Genomic DNA, 13635 nt, shown 5'->3' with positions numbered 1-13635 from the left:
GCGAACATAAGTTCTGATAAAATAATGAGATAACATTTGGATGGAGAAGATGAGAGTTAATGAATGCTGTAGAGGGTGTAGTTTGGAATTTGGAAGAGATTCGCCGCAGAAGTTTGATTCTTTGGGAGAGCATTCCTGCCGAATACTTGGATTGGAGACCGGATTCTGATGCCATGAGCGTGAAAGAAATGATCCGGCACGTTTTGGATAGTGAACGTTATTATCATCTTGCCTTATTGAATGAAGGAAGCGTGGCTGATTATGAATCCCCCTATGACAAAAGGGAGTTTACGACCCTTAAAGAGGAGCTTGGCTTTTCAGAGCCATATCGGAAAGCCTTTATGGATACCGTAAGATCTTACTCACCGGAGGATCTATCCAACATAAAGATCGATCGAGGCGACGTTGGGTATATCCGTGCTTTAGGGGATATGCTTTTGAGAATTGCCTACCATGAAGCGGTTCATACCGGGCAACTTTTAGATTATTTGAGAAGCGCGGGAGTGAAGAGACCGAAGATTTGGGATTAATATATTGAAAAGGTGATTGAACTCCCGGAAACAATAGACGGCCCCTTATTTCTCTTTCCGGTTGAAATAAGGGGCCTCACCTTACGATTCCACCGCTTCATCGACCTTGCGGAGCAGGGACTGAAGCTGCGCACGGAGCGGTTCGAGTTCCTCCTGCCGGAGTCCGGCGCCGGAATACAGTTGGGCGGGAACTTCCGCAGCACGCGTCTTGAGCGCGCGTCCTTCGTCGGTCAACTCGATGATGACGTTGCGCTCATCGGCTTTGCTGCGGGTGCGGGTCAAAAGGCCCTGCGATTCCAGCTTCTTGAGCAGGGGCGTAAGCGTTCCTGAATCGAGATACAGGCGGGCGCCAAGCTCTTTGACGCCGATGCCGTCTTTTTCCCACAGCGCGAGCAGGGTAATATACTGCGTATACGTAAGCCCAAGTTTGGATAAGATCGGGCGGTACAGCTTCGTTATCTCGCGGGAACAGGCGTAGAAAGCGAAACATAGTTGATTCTCCAGCTTGAGCAGTTCGTCTTCGGGTATCACGGAACAATTCTCCTTACATACATAATTGGATCTAATTATAACACGCTTATATTTGACGTATCAAATTAAATTGTATAAAATCTAATTTATAAAACCTAACCGGAGGAGATCATAATGTCTGTCTACGATTACGAGGTAAAGACGATTCGCGGGGAAAAGAAAACGCTGGCCGAGTATAGAGGGCAAGTGCTATTGATCGTCAACACTGCGACGAAGTGTGGATTTGCTCCGCAGTTTAAAGGCCTGCAACAACTGCATGATGAATATGGAGCCCAGGGATTCGCGGTGCTTGGTTTTCCATGCGGCCAGTTCGCGAACCAAGAGGAGGAGGGTGACGAGGCCATCGCTCAGGCTTGTGAGCTGAACTTTGGCGTATCGTTTCCTCTTTTTGCAAAGATTGACGTGAAGGGGGACGAAGCTCATCCGCTATTCAAGTATCTAAGCGATAAGGCGCGGGGCGTGCTGGGATCGAAGTCGATCAAGTGGAACTTCACGAAATTTCTGATCGACCGGGAAGGCAATGTCTTGAAGCGGTTTGGACCGAACGAAACCCCGGAAAAAATCGAAAATGAGATCATACAGCTGCTAACGGAGTCGGCGCGTGTATAATTAATGATGACGAGTCATTTCGTTTATCAAGAATATAAGGAGAGATACCTGTGTACAGCAAGCTCACCGCTTATTGTCTTTCCAAAAAAGGAGCTGTAGAGGATTATCCGTTCGGGCCGTCGCCGCTGGTTATGAAGGTAGGGGGCAAAATGTTTGCACTGATTACCCGGGCGGAAGCCGACGATGAAGTTCAAATTTCGCTGAAATGCGATCCGGTTATCGCAGCCAATCTGAGGGAACAGCATGAATGCGTTCGGCCCGGTTATCATCTGAACAAAAAGCACTGGAACACCGTAGCCGCCGACGGCAGCCTCGCCGTGGATGACCTGAAAGCGATGATCGATCATTCCTATGAATTGGTGCTCGCCAGTTTAACCAAAGCGGCTCGTGAATCGGTTCTTCTAAAAATAGGGGGGAGCAGGTAATTCCTGCTCCTCCTTCCCTTTTCTAATACCTTCATGTCTTCATGTTTGCCTTACCTTTCATATGAAATGCCCTTCTCATTTTTCAATTTGCTGATTTCGCCGCGGGTCTTAGAACAAATTGCTCCTTGCCATCGTCTATGTATCAAAAGGGGGGGCTTAACATGAAATTATTCACGTTGCTGCTTGGTTTTGCAATGATTATAGGCGGATGCTCTGCTGGAAAGATCCAACCGAATCCAAATTCAAATTCGAATCCGATTAAAGGGAATTCGATTATTGATTGGGTCGACTTTGTGAAGCTGAACGATCAGACCTACACAGGCATGTATGAATTGGTGTTGAGTGATCCCGACGATGTCACAGATGAGGTTGTAGGAGAGGTGAAGTTCAAGGTAGGGGATGTGGTTACGAATCCTGATTATAAGACCCAGCCCGGGGATGCCGCTTTTTTGGAAATCGGCACGAAGCTGTATCAGGTCAAAGGATTTGCCAAGGAAGAATTGATCGCCGCGAAGGACGAGGCTTCTATTGGCGGATACCGCCTATATGCAGGGGAAGATCATGCCAGGTCGCTTGGACTACGGTATAAGGATATACCAAAAGATCAGGTGGCCAGCGTCGCCTTGTACCGGTTCGATGAGACCGCCCCGTTTAATACACTGAAGGATCGGGATAAGGAGCGTTTCATAGAACTCTTGGATCATGGAACGGATAAGCCGGGCTATTCGCCTGAGAACAAAGATGGAGATCCTGACTATTATCAAATGGTCTTCTTCATGGAAAATGGGCAACTCGGATATGCCTATTCGCTCGCTGATGATGGGGTTCATGTGTTCTTCCACCCTTGGGACACCCGACTTGTGAAGGATGAAATCCGTAATTGGTTAAAGCCCTAGCCCTAGCGGCTTAGCTCTTTACTCTCATTCTGTCGAGTATACTTCCTAATCGTGTGGAAATGCACTATAATTGTTCGCGTTTCGTTCATGTGCTCCAACCTCCAATGGAATATTCCTAGGGGCTAGGAACCATCTATATCGATAGCTCGACTGGCATCAGCTACCTCGATGCATAAGCTTTCTCCACTCTATGGGCTTTGATGAAAATAAGAGGAGCCCGCTGGTATTGAAGTCAGCCCCTCTCCTGTTTTTCCGGTTCCGCTACCTTTCGGCACTTTCATAGCCATTCGGGAGTGCCATCCCTTCTCAGCTCCAGTCTAACGGACACCAGGGACTCTATTGGATCGATAATGGCAACTTTGCAAAGCTAACGGACACACAGGACCTTAACTAAGTTGATTGACCCGAAAACATGTGTTCAATCAGCATTTAAGGGCCGTCATGTCCGTTAGAATTTGAAATGTCATGAATTCGGCGTTTTAAGGGCCGTGGTGTCCGTTAGCCGAGACCTGTTGCGGACTAGACCCATGTGGCTGAGATCCAACTAGCTGAGACGAATCACCGCTGTTGGCATGCCGCCCGTAGCTGGATAGCTTATAGAAGGTAAATTCTCTGAAACCATAGATCACTTTTCTTCGTCTTCGGTATACTTCTTTTAAAGGATTAATTTTTCAGTGAAAACCGCCCGTAAGGCAATACTGCTTCGAGAGGATGCTGCGATCAATGAATCATGGGAAAATTGAGGTTTATGCGTCAAAGGGGAAAACATGGCTGCTCCTCTTATTAGCATCAGGGTTTATCGCCGCTGGAATCTGGATGTTCAGGCTGGCCCTGACGGAAGCGGAGAGCTGGATAATCGGTGGGATTGGCGTAATCAGCGTACTGTTCTTTGGGATCTGTTTTCTGTTCATTTTCAAAAGCTTGTTTGATACCTCGCCGGTGCTGGAAATCGATGACGGAGGATTGCTCGACCGCACCTCCTATGTTGCAGGCGGCCGGATCCTATGGAGTGAAGTTGAGTCGATCTCGATCTTTAATGTTGCTAACCAGTTGACGATCGGCATCCGTTTACGGAATCCCCAAGCTTTTTTGGACAGCAAGAATGGCATCCAGCGCTGGTTGATTTCGGTCAACCAGAAGCTGACAGGGGCTCCTGTCAACATTTCACGTCCAGGTATGACGGTTCCGATTACGGAGATTTATGAGGCTATGCTGCTGAGATGGGAACAATATCAATAAGCAATATACTCCTTACATGGACGAAGCGCAGGAAGTATTCCTGCGTTTTTTATTTATTTTCGAAAAATCAGGTTTAGCCGGGCAGAGATCTAATGATAATGTCGATTTATGTCGATAAAATATCATAGATTGTATATCGTGAGAATAAAAGGGGAAATCATTATGAAATTGTTCACCGGGGTTTGGCGCAAGCTGGACACATTGAAATTGAAATTACCCGTATTGTTGCTAGTGCTATCCATTATTCCTTTGTATGCTGTCTCCATGTTGCTCGGCCTCAGTTTTACCGATGTGGTAAAGGACAAAGTGAAGCAGCAGCAGGTAATGACTGCTGTAGCCAATGCGGACGTCCTGAATACCATGCTGCAAGGGAAAATAGGCGCTTTTGAAAATGCAGTCAAGGAGTACCAACCGGTGCTGCTTTCCGGGGATCAGGAACAGATCCTGCCGCTCCTTAAAGGAATGAAGGCTTTGAATCCGGACGTACAGTCGATCTCGTATTCAACGGCAGATGGGCAGTCTTTTGACCAGAAAGGAACGCAGCTGGATTTATCGGGTTTCTCTAATTTTCAGCGGGTTAAGCAGGAGAAGACGCTTGGTATCTCTGACATACTGATGGATACGACAAGCGGCGAACAAAGCATCATCATTGACATCCCGATCACGGATAACAGTGGAGAGTTCCGGGGCTTGATCCAGGCCATTCTGTTGCCGGGTAATATTCAGAAGGAATTGAATCATAATCTGATGAGCGAGACCAGCTATTCCTATCTGTTATCTTCCTCCGGGGTATACATGTCCCACCTAACAGCAGAGAAGGTTGGCAAAGATTTCAGAGACTACGCCAATGCTGCGAAGATCAAAACTTATGAGGAGCAGGTATTGGCCAAAGATTCGGGAACCGTCGATTATGTCGAAGAGGACGGCACAGCTAAGATCGCTTCTTTTGCCAAGGTGGAACTGACGGGCTGGAAGGTTATCGTCTCCGGCAATAAGCATGACTTGATGAGCGGAGCGGAGAAAAGTCAGAAGAAAGCCGATCTCTTTATTTTGATCTGTACGGTGGCGCTAGCCATGATCGCGCTGTTGATCTCCTTCTTCATTATGAGGGTGATTATAAGAATGACGAAGTTGATGCAGAGGGTGGCCGTCGGTGATCTGACCGAAAGGTTGGAAACAGGGAGAGGCCATGATGAACTTCAACAGTTAAAACGAAATATGAACGGGATGCTGGATTCCTTTTCGCATATGATTGAACGGATCACCGATTCGATTCAGCATACAGCGGCCTCGTCCGAGGAACTGTCTGCTATTGCAGAGAGCTCCGTGCAAACCTCCGAAAATACCGCTAAATCGGTAGAGGGAATGATTAAGGGCGCGACGACGCAGACGGAGAGCTCCGAGCAATCGGCTGTCGCGATCGAGGAAATGGCGGCCGGCATTCAGCGAATCGCCGAATCGGCAGGAGCAGTGAATCAACAGGTGCAGGATATGTACAGTGAAGTTGCCACCGGCGAACAAGTGGTGGATGAGGCCGTTATGGTCGTCAGCAGCGTGAAAGACAGCGTGAGCAAATCGGTTGTCATGATGCAGGCATTGGAGTCGAAATCGCAAGAAATCAACGAAATCGTCGGCTACATTTCCGCGATTGCCGCACAAACAAACATCTTGTCGTTGAATGCAGCGATTGAGGCAGCGCGGGCGGGCGAACACGGGCGTGGATTCGCCGTAGTCGCGGGTGAGGTGAAGAAGCTGGCCGAGCAGACGACCGCGGCTGCAAGTAATGTCACCGCCATTCTATTGGATCTTCAAGGCGCGGCCTCGGACAGCGGAAAAGCGGTTGTGGAAGGTATTGCCGACGTCGAAAGAAGCGTAGTCCAAATGGTTAAAGTAAAAGACGTGTTCGACACGGTTCAAGAGGCTGTGAGAGGCGTTACTTCCCAGATTGAAGAAGTGTCTGCGGCGACCGAAGAGCTCTCGGCCAGTGCCGAGCAGGTTTCGGCTTCCATGGACGAAATGGTCGCCATTTCACGGGAGTCACTGACCGAGCTGAAAGGAATAGGCAACGGGGCGGAAGAGCAGCATCAAGCCATGGAAGAGATTTCTTCCTCCTCCCAATCGTTAAGCCAAATGGCTGCGGAATTACAGGAAATGATCAAGAAATTCAGCATATAAACCTGACCCATCAAAAGAAGCCGGAGCGCCCGCAATATTGCGGTGCTCCGGCTTTGTTCGTTCGGCAGTCCTCCGTCAAATCGGACGCAGCGTAAAGGTAAAACGGTAAGGCCGATTGGAAGGAAGCGTATAGGCTTCATGCGTCGGTGCTCCCCAGCTGTCGTCACCGCCCACGCCCATTTGCATGTAATTCACCCGTACCACGGTTTTATGGCTGACGGGCAGCTTGTATACATGATCGTGGTCCTCAAGTTCCTCCGGCGTCCAAGGGAGGACGTTCCATTCAAACGGAACCGCGGAGTCGAAACGCAGGCCGTGTCCTTCAGTTCCCTGTGTAACTTGTGCAAACCGGATGTCGGTTTTATTGCCGCATTCCTGCGGTCTCAAATACGGGACGTACTGGTCCCGAACCGCTCCGGAGTAGAGCCCAAGCCGGGCACCCGTTTTACGGTCGGCGTAGCTGTCATGCGGCCCCCGGCCGTACCAGGCGGCCGTGTCCAGATCTTGGCTCAGCTCGAGCAAGAGTCCGAACTCCGGAAGCTGCGGCAGGCCTTCGGCCGGAACAAGAGTTTGCTCGACGTCGATCGAACCGTCCCGATGGATCCGGTAGACGAGGGACAGAGTGCAAGCAGGCTGATTCGTCCACATGTAATCGGTTGTAACGACGCAATCGGCCCCATCCATACGAAAGTCAAACCGGATCAACCGGCGGGTGGCAGGGGCGCTTCTCCAGAAGCCGCACCGATCGGCCAGCTTGTTGCCGCGATCGTTGTCGGTGACGGCCCGCCAAAAATTCGGTCTGACCGGACTCAGCAGCTGTTCTTTACCGGCTCTGGAATAAGACGTAAGTTCTCCCGTGGACCGGTTAAAGCGTATCGATGCATCCAGACATGTGAGAAGGAGTTCCTCCGACGTTTCCTCCGTTTGCACCGGAGCATCAAGGGAAACGGTGCGCAATGGAAGGAGGCGAGGCGACAAAACAAATTGTCCCCAGGCTACTTCATGTCCGGACTGGGCCCACTTCTGATCTCTTGTCGTTTTGAAGGAGATCGTGAGCACCGATTCTTTGGCGAAATCATTCGGCAGCTCAAAAGGAATCGTGATTTCAGCACACTCTCCCGGCGGAACCGAAGTTTCCAGGATGCCGCTTTGAACGACCAACCCGTCTTGCGCCAATTCCCAATTCAATGAATAGTTGCTCAAATCCGTAAACAGGAACCGGTTCGTGATCCGAATCAGTCGGTTCTGCAAATCGGCGGCTTCTACTTTTACATCCTGATAGCATTTCTTCACTTCCAGCAATTTCGGCGTCACCGTCCGGTCGGCAAATATAAGGCCGTTGCCGCAGAAAGTACCGTCATGCAGCGACTCCCCGAAATCTCCACCGTAAGCGAGATATTCGGTGCCATCCGGCGTCGTCGTGCGAATCGCCTGGTCGACCCAATCCCAGATGAATGCGCCTTGGAGGATTTCATAACGGTCGAAGAGCTCCCAATACAGGTGGAGCCCGCCGCAGGAATTGCCCATCGCATGGCTGTACTCGCACAGGATGTACGGCTTCTGCGGATCGTTCTGCGCGTAACGTTCAACATCCGCGGGCTTCACGTACATCGTGGATTCTATGTCGCTCGCCGCTTCCGACTTTCTGTAATGGAAGATGCCTTCATAATGGACGAGCCGGGTAGGATCTGCTTGTTTCAGGAAATCGTGCATGGCGATAAAGTTATCGCCGCCGAACGATTCATTTCCCAGCGACCAAATGATGATGGACGGGTGGTTTTTGTCCCGTTGGAGCATGGAGTTGCAGCGGTCGAGGACGTTGTCGCGCCATTCGGGTCTGCTGCCCGGTACATTGAATTCGTTCAGTTCCTTTTGATTGTATTGCCAAGTGCCATGCGTCTCCAGATTGGTCTCATCGATCACATACAAACCGTATTCGTTGCAAAGCTCATACCAGAGGGTTTGATTTGGATAATGAGAGGTTCTGACAGCATTCACGTTATGCGTCTTCATTAATTCAATATCCCGGATCATGTCCTCCCTGCCCAAAGCGCGGCCGGTTTCCGGTGAAAATTCATGCCTGTTCACGCCTTTGAAAACAATCCGCTTGCCGTTGATTTTCATCAATCCGTCCTTCAGCTCGAACTTGCGGAACCCGGTTTTGCAGCTGACAGCTTCGACTACGCGGCCCTCTCGGTCCTTCAAGGACAAGACCAGCGTGTACAGGTGGGGCGTTTCCGCGCTCCATTTCAAAGGATCGTGAATCGTAGCCGAGAGTTGCGCCGTATGGGATTCCCCGCCATGAACGGAAAAAGCGAAGGACAGCGGATGTGCCAAAACGGCTTGTTCGCTTGCGTCAAACAGCTGGGCCTCGACCGTGAATTCTTCGAACTTTTCCCCATCGCGTACATCCTCTATGGTTATGTCCACCAGCAGTTCCGCATCCCGGTATTGGGCATCCAGCTCACTGCGGACGAAGAAATCGAATATATGAACCGGGGAGGGCGAGTACAAATAGACGTCCCGGAAAATGCCGCTAAGCCGCCAGAAATCCTGATCCTCCAGCCAGCTCGCATCACACCAGCGGTACACCTCGACAGCCAGCTTGTTCTCTCCTTCAACCAGATAGGGGGTAATATCGAATTCGGCTGGCGTAAACGTATCTTCGCTGTACCCGGCCAGCTCTCCGTTGACCCGCACATAAAAGGCGGATTCCACGCCTTGAAAGCTTAGAATGACCGGCCGGTCCGCCCAAGCTTCGGGAACGGTGAACGTACGGAGATACGATCCGACAGGATTGTAAGCAGTTGGAGCAAAAGGAGGACTCAGTTCAGGCTCTGATTCCGCCCAAGGATAACGGACATTCGTATATTGCGGGTAATCGTACCCCTGGAGCTGCCAATGGGAAGGAACGGGCATATCTCCCCAGCTGCTGGCATCATAATCGGTTTCATAGAAGGACTTGATCCGCTGCTCCGGCGTTTCGGCAAACGCAAACTTCCAAACCCCGTTCAAGGAACGATAGAAAGGAGACGAAGCCGGATCGCCGGCAAGAGCATCCGATATGGACGGAAAGGGCATCATCGAAGCATGGGCCGGGAGCCGGCCAAGCTGGAAAATGTCCGGATTGTTGTTCCATTCGGGATAACCGTTAGCGGGAGGCGAATAAACCAGTTTTTTGCGCATCGATAAGCACCTTTCTTATTCAATGATATAATTATATTGTCATTATACGATCGAACCATTCCATACAAAATAAAGAATATGAGTATTCTATATCAAAATATGAAACTAAAGGAGGGAGCGCGGGATGAAAGATGCGTTCCTGTTTTCCCAGACGGAGGAGGCCGCAGGGCTTCCCGTCTTTATGACGACGGTGGGGTATTGGCAGCACCAATCGGAGACTGACCGGCCATCGGGGTTTCCCGATTATCAGTTACACCAGGTCCTCGGCGGCCAAGGCAAACTGGTGCTCGGGGAAGAAGAATACGTGATGGGTCCGGGCGACATATTTTTTCTGTTTCCTGGCATTCCGCATCGTTACATGCCGGTCAGCGCGCCATGGGAAATCGCCTGGGTGTCGTTTAACGGAAGGGAGGCGAGCCATCTACTCTCTTATGCGGGAATCGACAGATCCGGGGTAGGCAAATTACGCTCCAAGACTCTCATAAAAGGAATTGAGCAGATGCTTTTGATGGAAGGGAAAGAAGCGGCGGATTTTGAAGCGGAATGCTCGAAGCTGATCTATTCCGTACTCCTGGACCTAAAAAAGCTCCTCATCGAGCCGGCGGGCCGAAATGAGGAGTTGGAACGGTTAAAGCCGGTGCTCCGGCATATCGCGCAACATTTGCATCGGCCTCTGCCTCTTGCCGAACTGGCCGAAGTTGCTTCGGTTTCGCCCCAATATTTATGCAGGCTGTTTCAGAAAACGATGAAGATGAGGCCGCTCTTTTACGTGAATCAGGAGCGGGTCAGCCTAAGCAAAAAGCTGATGTTCAGTGAACGGAACAAAAAGATTTACGAGATTGCCCACCAGGTCGGTTACGAGAATCCGAGTTATTTTTGCGCGGTGTTTAAACGTCATACCGGCATGAGTCCGGAGGACTTCAAGAAATTGCACGGGTTGAGTTCATAGCGGGAGAGGAAGGCATCGCCGAAGCCGGTTACGTAACCCGGCCCCCCGCCTCCGTATAAAACAGCTCAAGCGCCAGATGGCTATCATAATTTCCAAACCCTTTTCCAAACAAGGTTAATCCTCCGATATGAACCGCGTCATCCTCGACGGATAACCGGAATGTCCACTCCTTACGCTTCAAATCAAGGTCCTGCAATTTAACATCCGATAACTTGAGCCCGTCCATAAAGGTGCCTTCATCCGTAATACGCAGCTGCTTCAGCAAACCGTACTGGTTTGTATAGGGAGACCACCAGTCAGGCGTATATTTACCCAGCCGGTCTCCATAATCCCCGGGACTGGTCCAGGTGCCGACAGTAACTCCGTTGAACTTGAAGGTGATGTCGGACGGGTAGTCATTGTTGGTTGACGGAGCCTCCGAAGCGATCTCCATAGTCAGCACAAGCTCGGTCGGCTGTTCGCTGGACAGCAAGTAATTCGGGGCCTTGTACTCTACGAAGCCTTTGCCGAACCAAAGAACGGAGGCGTCGGTACGCTCCGGGTCCCAAAAATAACGGGGGTCATCGAAGCTGCCGATAATTTTGTCCGTGGTAGCCAGACCGCAGGTCGGCTCGATATGAAAATCGGAATAATGGCCGACCGGGATTTCAACCCGATGGCTCTTGCGCCCGGAGGGGCCGCTCGGAAGGATTTGAATTTCCGCGCCGGTCATCGCAAGGGAGCAGACCTTTTGCAAGCCGCTTTTGCCGGGCATCATTTGCGTCGCGATAAGTCCGGCTTCCGACAGCTTGCGGACATGCATCGTCATAATTGCGCTCGATAATCCGGTCGCGCTTGCCAAGTCTTTAATATTCATCGGGCGCTCCGTCAACAGTCGCAGGACATGCAGTCGTACCGGGCTGGCTAGCGCTTCATATACGGGAAGGGAAGCTTCCGTAAGATCAAGATTCATTAGAGTTCCACCTTATAGACATTTGATTAACAAATATATTAATCAAATTAAACCCCTTTTGCAAGCTTTAACGTCAAATTTTCCATTTTCCCGATTGACGAATGGAATGTATGCTGACTATAATGTTTATATAAATATAAACTGATTAATAAAATTATTAACTTAAGGAGTGAATCATTCATGACGCTGCAAGGTGTACTTAACGCCGATCTCGGACAAGGAAGCATTAACCGCAATATTTACGGGCATTTCTCCGAACACTTGGGAAGATGTATTTACGAAGGAATTTGGGTTGGCGAAGACTCACCTATTCCTAATACGAACGGAATTCGCAACGATGTCTTGGAAGCGCTTAAGAAAATTAAAATTCCGGTACTTCGTTGGCCGGGGGGATGCTTCGCGGATGAATATCACTGGAAGGACGGCATCGGTCCGAAGGAAGCGCGCAAAGAGATGATCAATACCCATTGGGGCGGCGTGGTCGAGAACAATCATTTCGGGACCCACGAATTCATGGACCTGTGCGCTCAATTGGGGTGCGAGCCTTATATCAACGGAAATGTGGGCAGCGGCACGGTTCAGGAAATGTCCGAATGGGTTGAGTATTTGACGTTCGGCGGCAAATCGCCGATGTCCGACCTTCGCAGTCAAAACGGGCACGAAGAACCCTGGAAGGTAACTTACTTCGGAGTGGGGAACGAAAACTGGGGCTGCGGAGGGAATATGCGTCCCGAGTATTACGCGGATTTATACCGCCGCTTCCAAACTTATGTCCGGAATTATGATGACAATAAAATCCATCGGATCGCCTGCGGTCCAAACTCGGACGATTATAACTGGACGGAAGTGCTGATGCGCGAGGCTGGACGGTTCATGGATTCCATTACGCTGCATTATTACACGGTCCCGAAAGATTGGAATAATAAGGGGGGAGCGACCGGCTTCGACGAAGAACTATGGTTCGAAACCCTGAAAAAGGCGCTCCATATGGATGAACTCATCACTCGCCACAGTACGATTATGGATAAATATGATCCGGAAGGCCGGGTCGGACTTATTGTCGATGAATGGGGAACCTGGTACGACGTGGAGCCGGGAACGAACCCGGGCTTCCTGTATCAGCAGAACACAATGCGCGACGCGTTGGTGGCGGGACTGACGTTCCACATTTTCCATAAGCACAGCGGCCGGGTCCGGATGGCGAACATCGCCCAAACCGTCAACGTGCTTCAAGCCGTCATTTTGACGGAGGGAGAGAAGATGATTCTGACGCCGACCTATCACGTATTCGATATGTATAAGGTCCATCAGGACGCCGAATTGCTGGAATTGTCGCTCGACGGCGGCAGTTACAAGATGGGTGACGAGGAGATTCCGGCCGTAACGGCTACGGCTTCCCGCGACGCGCAAGGGGCCATTCATATCAGCTTCTGTAATCTCCAGGCCGATTCGGCAAATCAAGTGAAGCTCGATCTGCGCGGCTTGGCTTCATGCGAACCGAGCATTACAGGCAGCACGCTGACCGGTGACAAAATCGATGCCCACAACACGTTCGAGCAGCCGGAGGCCGTTGCTCCGAGAGCATTTACCGATTTCGTGCTGGAAAACGGTACGTTGTCCGTGACGCTTCCGGCCATGTCGGTGACGACGCTGGAGCTGGCGGTCAAAGCGTAGGCTCGCCATGGCTGAGAACTCCTGCAAAGCTTGCCGTGACGATTACAAGGTTACCGATGCCCAAATGGAACGGCTGCTAAAAACGTCGATGTTCGCACCGGAGCGGCGGGTTAGCGAAGCGGAGTATCAAGACCGGCTGGAGCTCTGCAGTTCCTGCCCGAAACTGAGGGATGGAGTGACGTGTACGGCCTGCGGCTGCATCATTCCGGTGATCGCCTGGCTGAAGGAACGTTCATGCCCGCTGCCGGGCGGCGGATTGTGGAGTGCGGCTAACGCTATCGAATGATTCCTGACGGTGACCGTATTGTGGAATTGTGGAATGCACATGTAGGGCTACTGCAAAAGGGGCTGTCCCAAAAGTCATCCTAGATGACTGAGGGACGCCCCTTTTTTTTCATTCAAATCAAACAAAAAGAAACCAATCCTTGGTAAAATGGAAGTGTCGAGCAACCATTCGAAAAGGAGAGGT

Annotated in this window: 12 protein-coding genes; 9 read left to right on the top strand and 3 right to left on the bottom strand. The window is 50.7% G+C overall.

Features of this window, described 5'->3' with window-relative positions; translation table 11 throughout:
* Positions 1-59: 59 nt before the first annotated feature.
* Positions 60-530, top strand: coding sequence for a DinB family protein (locus KB559_RS23945; RefSeq protein WP_211025861.1), 471 nt, complete (start codon positions 60-62; stop codon positions 528-530).
* Between the two features lie 81 nt (positions 531-611).
* Here the strand turns inward: KB559_RS23945 and KB559_RS23940 are convergent, their stop codons facing one another.
* Positions 612-1058, bottom strand: a complete 447-nt coding sequence (locus KB559_RS23940; RefSeq protein WP_280520404.1) for a MarR family winged helix-turn-helix transcriptional regulator — start codon at positions 1056-1058, stop codon at positions 612-614.
* Between the two features lie 117 nt (positions 1059-1175).
* On the opposite strand from KB559_RS23940, the gene KB559_RS23935 reads away from it, so the two are divergent.
* The 5 genes from KB559_RS23935 to KB559_RS23915 all read left to right on the top strand — a co-directional run bounded on the left by KB559_RS23935 (position 1176) and on the right by KB559_RS23915 (position 6405).
* Positions 1176-1670: a glutathione peroxidase gene (locus KB559_RS23935; RefSeq protein WP_211025857.1), complete on the top strand. Its 495-nt coding sequence runs from the start codon at positions 1176-1178 to the stop codon at positions 1668-1670.
* A 50-nt stretch (positions 1671-1720) separates the two neighbouring features.
* Complete coding sequence (locus KB559_RS23930) at positions 1721-2095, top strand: MmcQ/YjbR family DNA-binding protein (RefSeq protein WP_211025855.1); 375 nt, start codon at positions 1721-1723, stop codon at positions 2093-2095.
* Between the two features lie 161 nt (positions 2096-2256).
* Positions 2257-2991, top strand: coding sequence for a hypothetical protein (locus tag KB559_RS23925; protein ID WP_211025853.1), 735 nt, complete (start codon positions 2257-2259; stop codon positions 2989-2991).
* 723 nt (positions 2992-3714) lie between these two features.
* Positions 3715-4230: an STM3941 family protein gene (locus tag KB559_RS23920; protein WP_211025851.1), complete on the top strand. Its 516-nt coding sequence runs from the start codon at positions 3715-3717 to the stop codon at positions 4228-4230.
* A 162-nt stretch (positions 4231-4392) separates the two neighbouring features.
* Positions 4393-6405, top strand: coding sequence for a methyl-accepting chemotaxis protein (locus tag KB559_RS23915; protein ID WP_211025849.1), 2013 nt, complete (start codon positions 4393-4395; stop codon positions 6403-6405).
* Between the two features lie 75 nt (positions 6406-6480).
* Here the strand turns inward: KB559_RS23915 and lacZ are convergent, their stop codons facing one another.
* Complete coding sequence (gene lacZ / locus KB559_RS23910) at positions 6481-9591, bottom strand: beta-galactosidase, LacZ type (protein ID WP_211025847.1); 3111 nt, start codon at positions 9589-9591, stop codon at positions 6481-6483.
* Positions 9592-9715: 124 nt separating this feature from the next.
* On the opposite strand from lacZ, the gene KB559_RS23905 reads away from it, so the two are divergent.
* On the top strand, positions 9716-10540 hold the full coding sequence (locus KB559_RS23905; RefSeq protein ID WP_211025845.1) for an AraC family transcriptional regulator: 825 nt from the start codon (positions 9716-9718) through the stop codon (positions 10538-10540).
* A 28-nt stretch (positions 10541-10568) separates the two neighbouring features.
* Here the strand turns inward: KB559_RS23905 and KB559_RS23900 are convergent, their stop codons facing one another.
* The gene (locus KB559_RS23900) at positions 10569-11492 is read right to left on the bottom strand and encodes an ArsR/SmtB family transcription factor (protein WP_211025843.1); all 924 of its coding nucleotides are present in this window, start codon (positions 11490-11492) and stop codon (positions 10569-10571) included.
* A 180-nt stretch (positions 11493-11672) separates the two neighbouring features.
* On the opposite strand from KB559_RS23900, the gene KB559_RS23895 reads away from it, so the two are divergent.
* Together KB559_RS23895 and KB559_RS23890 are read left to right on the top strand one after the other, a co-directional pair.
* Positions 11673-13166: an alpha-N-arabinofuranosidase gene (locus tag KB559_RS23895; RefSeq protein WP_211025841.1), complete on the top strand. Its 1494-nt coding sequence runs from the start codon at positions 11673-11675 to the stop codon at positions 13164-13166.
* A gap of 7 nt (positions 13167-13173) precedes the next feature.
* Positions 13174-13452 (top strand): DUF6171 family protein, encoded by a 279-nt coding sequence (locus KB559_RS23890; RefSeq protein WP_211025839.1) that lies wholly within the window; start codon positions 13174-13176, stop codon positions 13450-13452.
* The last annotated feature ends 183 nt before the right edge of the window (positions 13453-13635 follow it).

It is taken from the genome of Paenibacillus sp. Marseille-P2973, from assembly GCF_018101095.1.
Lineage (GTDB): Bacteria > Bacillota > Bacilli > Paenibacillales > Paenibacillaceae > Fontibacillus > Fontibacillus vini.
The sequence above is the reverse complement of the archived record's forward strand: the minus strand, read 5'-3'. Positions and strand labels throughout refer to the sequence as shown.

Excerpts from the sequence above, each read along its gene's own strand:
- KB559_RS23945 (WP_211025861.1), top strand. The coding sequence starts at position 60 with ATGAATGCTGTAGAGGGTGTAGTTTGGAATTTGGAAGAGATTCGCCGC.
- KB559_RS23935 (WP_211025857.1), top strand. The coding sequence starts at position 1,176 with ATGTCTGTCTACGATTACGAGGTAAAGACGATTCGCGGGGAAAAGAAA.
- KB559_RS23925 (WP_211025853.1), top strand. The coding sequence starts at position 2,257 with ATGAAATTATTCACGTTGCTGCTTGGTTTTGCAATGATTATAGGCGGA.
- KB559_RS23920 (WP_211025851.1), top strand. The coding sequence starts at position 3,715 with ATGAATCATGGGAAAATTGAGGTTTATGCGTCAAAGGGGAAAACATGG.
- KB559_RS23915 (WP_211025849.1), top strand. The coding sequence starts at position 4,393 with ATGAAATTGTTCACCGGGGTTTGGCGCAAGCTGGACACATTGAAATTG.
- lacZ (WP_211025847.1), bottom strand. The coding sequence starts at position 9,591 with ATGCGCAAAAAACTGGTTTATTCGCCTCCCGCTAACGGTTATCCCGAA.
- KB559_RS23905 (WP_211025845.1), top strand. The coding sequence starts at position 9,716 with ATGAAAGATGCGTTCCTGTTTTCCCAGACGGAGGAGGCCGCAGGGCTT.
- KB559_RS23900 (WP_211025843.1), bottom strand. The coding sequence starts at position 11,492 with ATGAATCTTGATCTTACGGAAGCTTCCCTTCCCGTATATGAAGCGCTA.
- KB559_RS23895 (WP_211025841.1), top strand. The coding sequence starts at position 11,673 with ATGACGCTGCAAGGTGTACTTAACGCCGATCTCGGACAAGGAAGCATT.
- KB559_RS23890 (WP_211025839.1), top strand. The coding sequence starts at position 13,174 with ATGGCTGAGAACTCCTGCAAAGCTTGCCGTGACGATTACAAGGTTACC.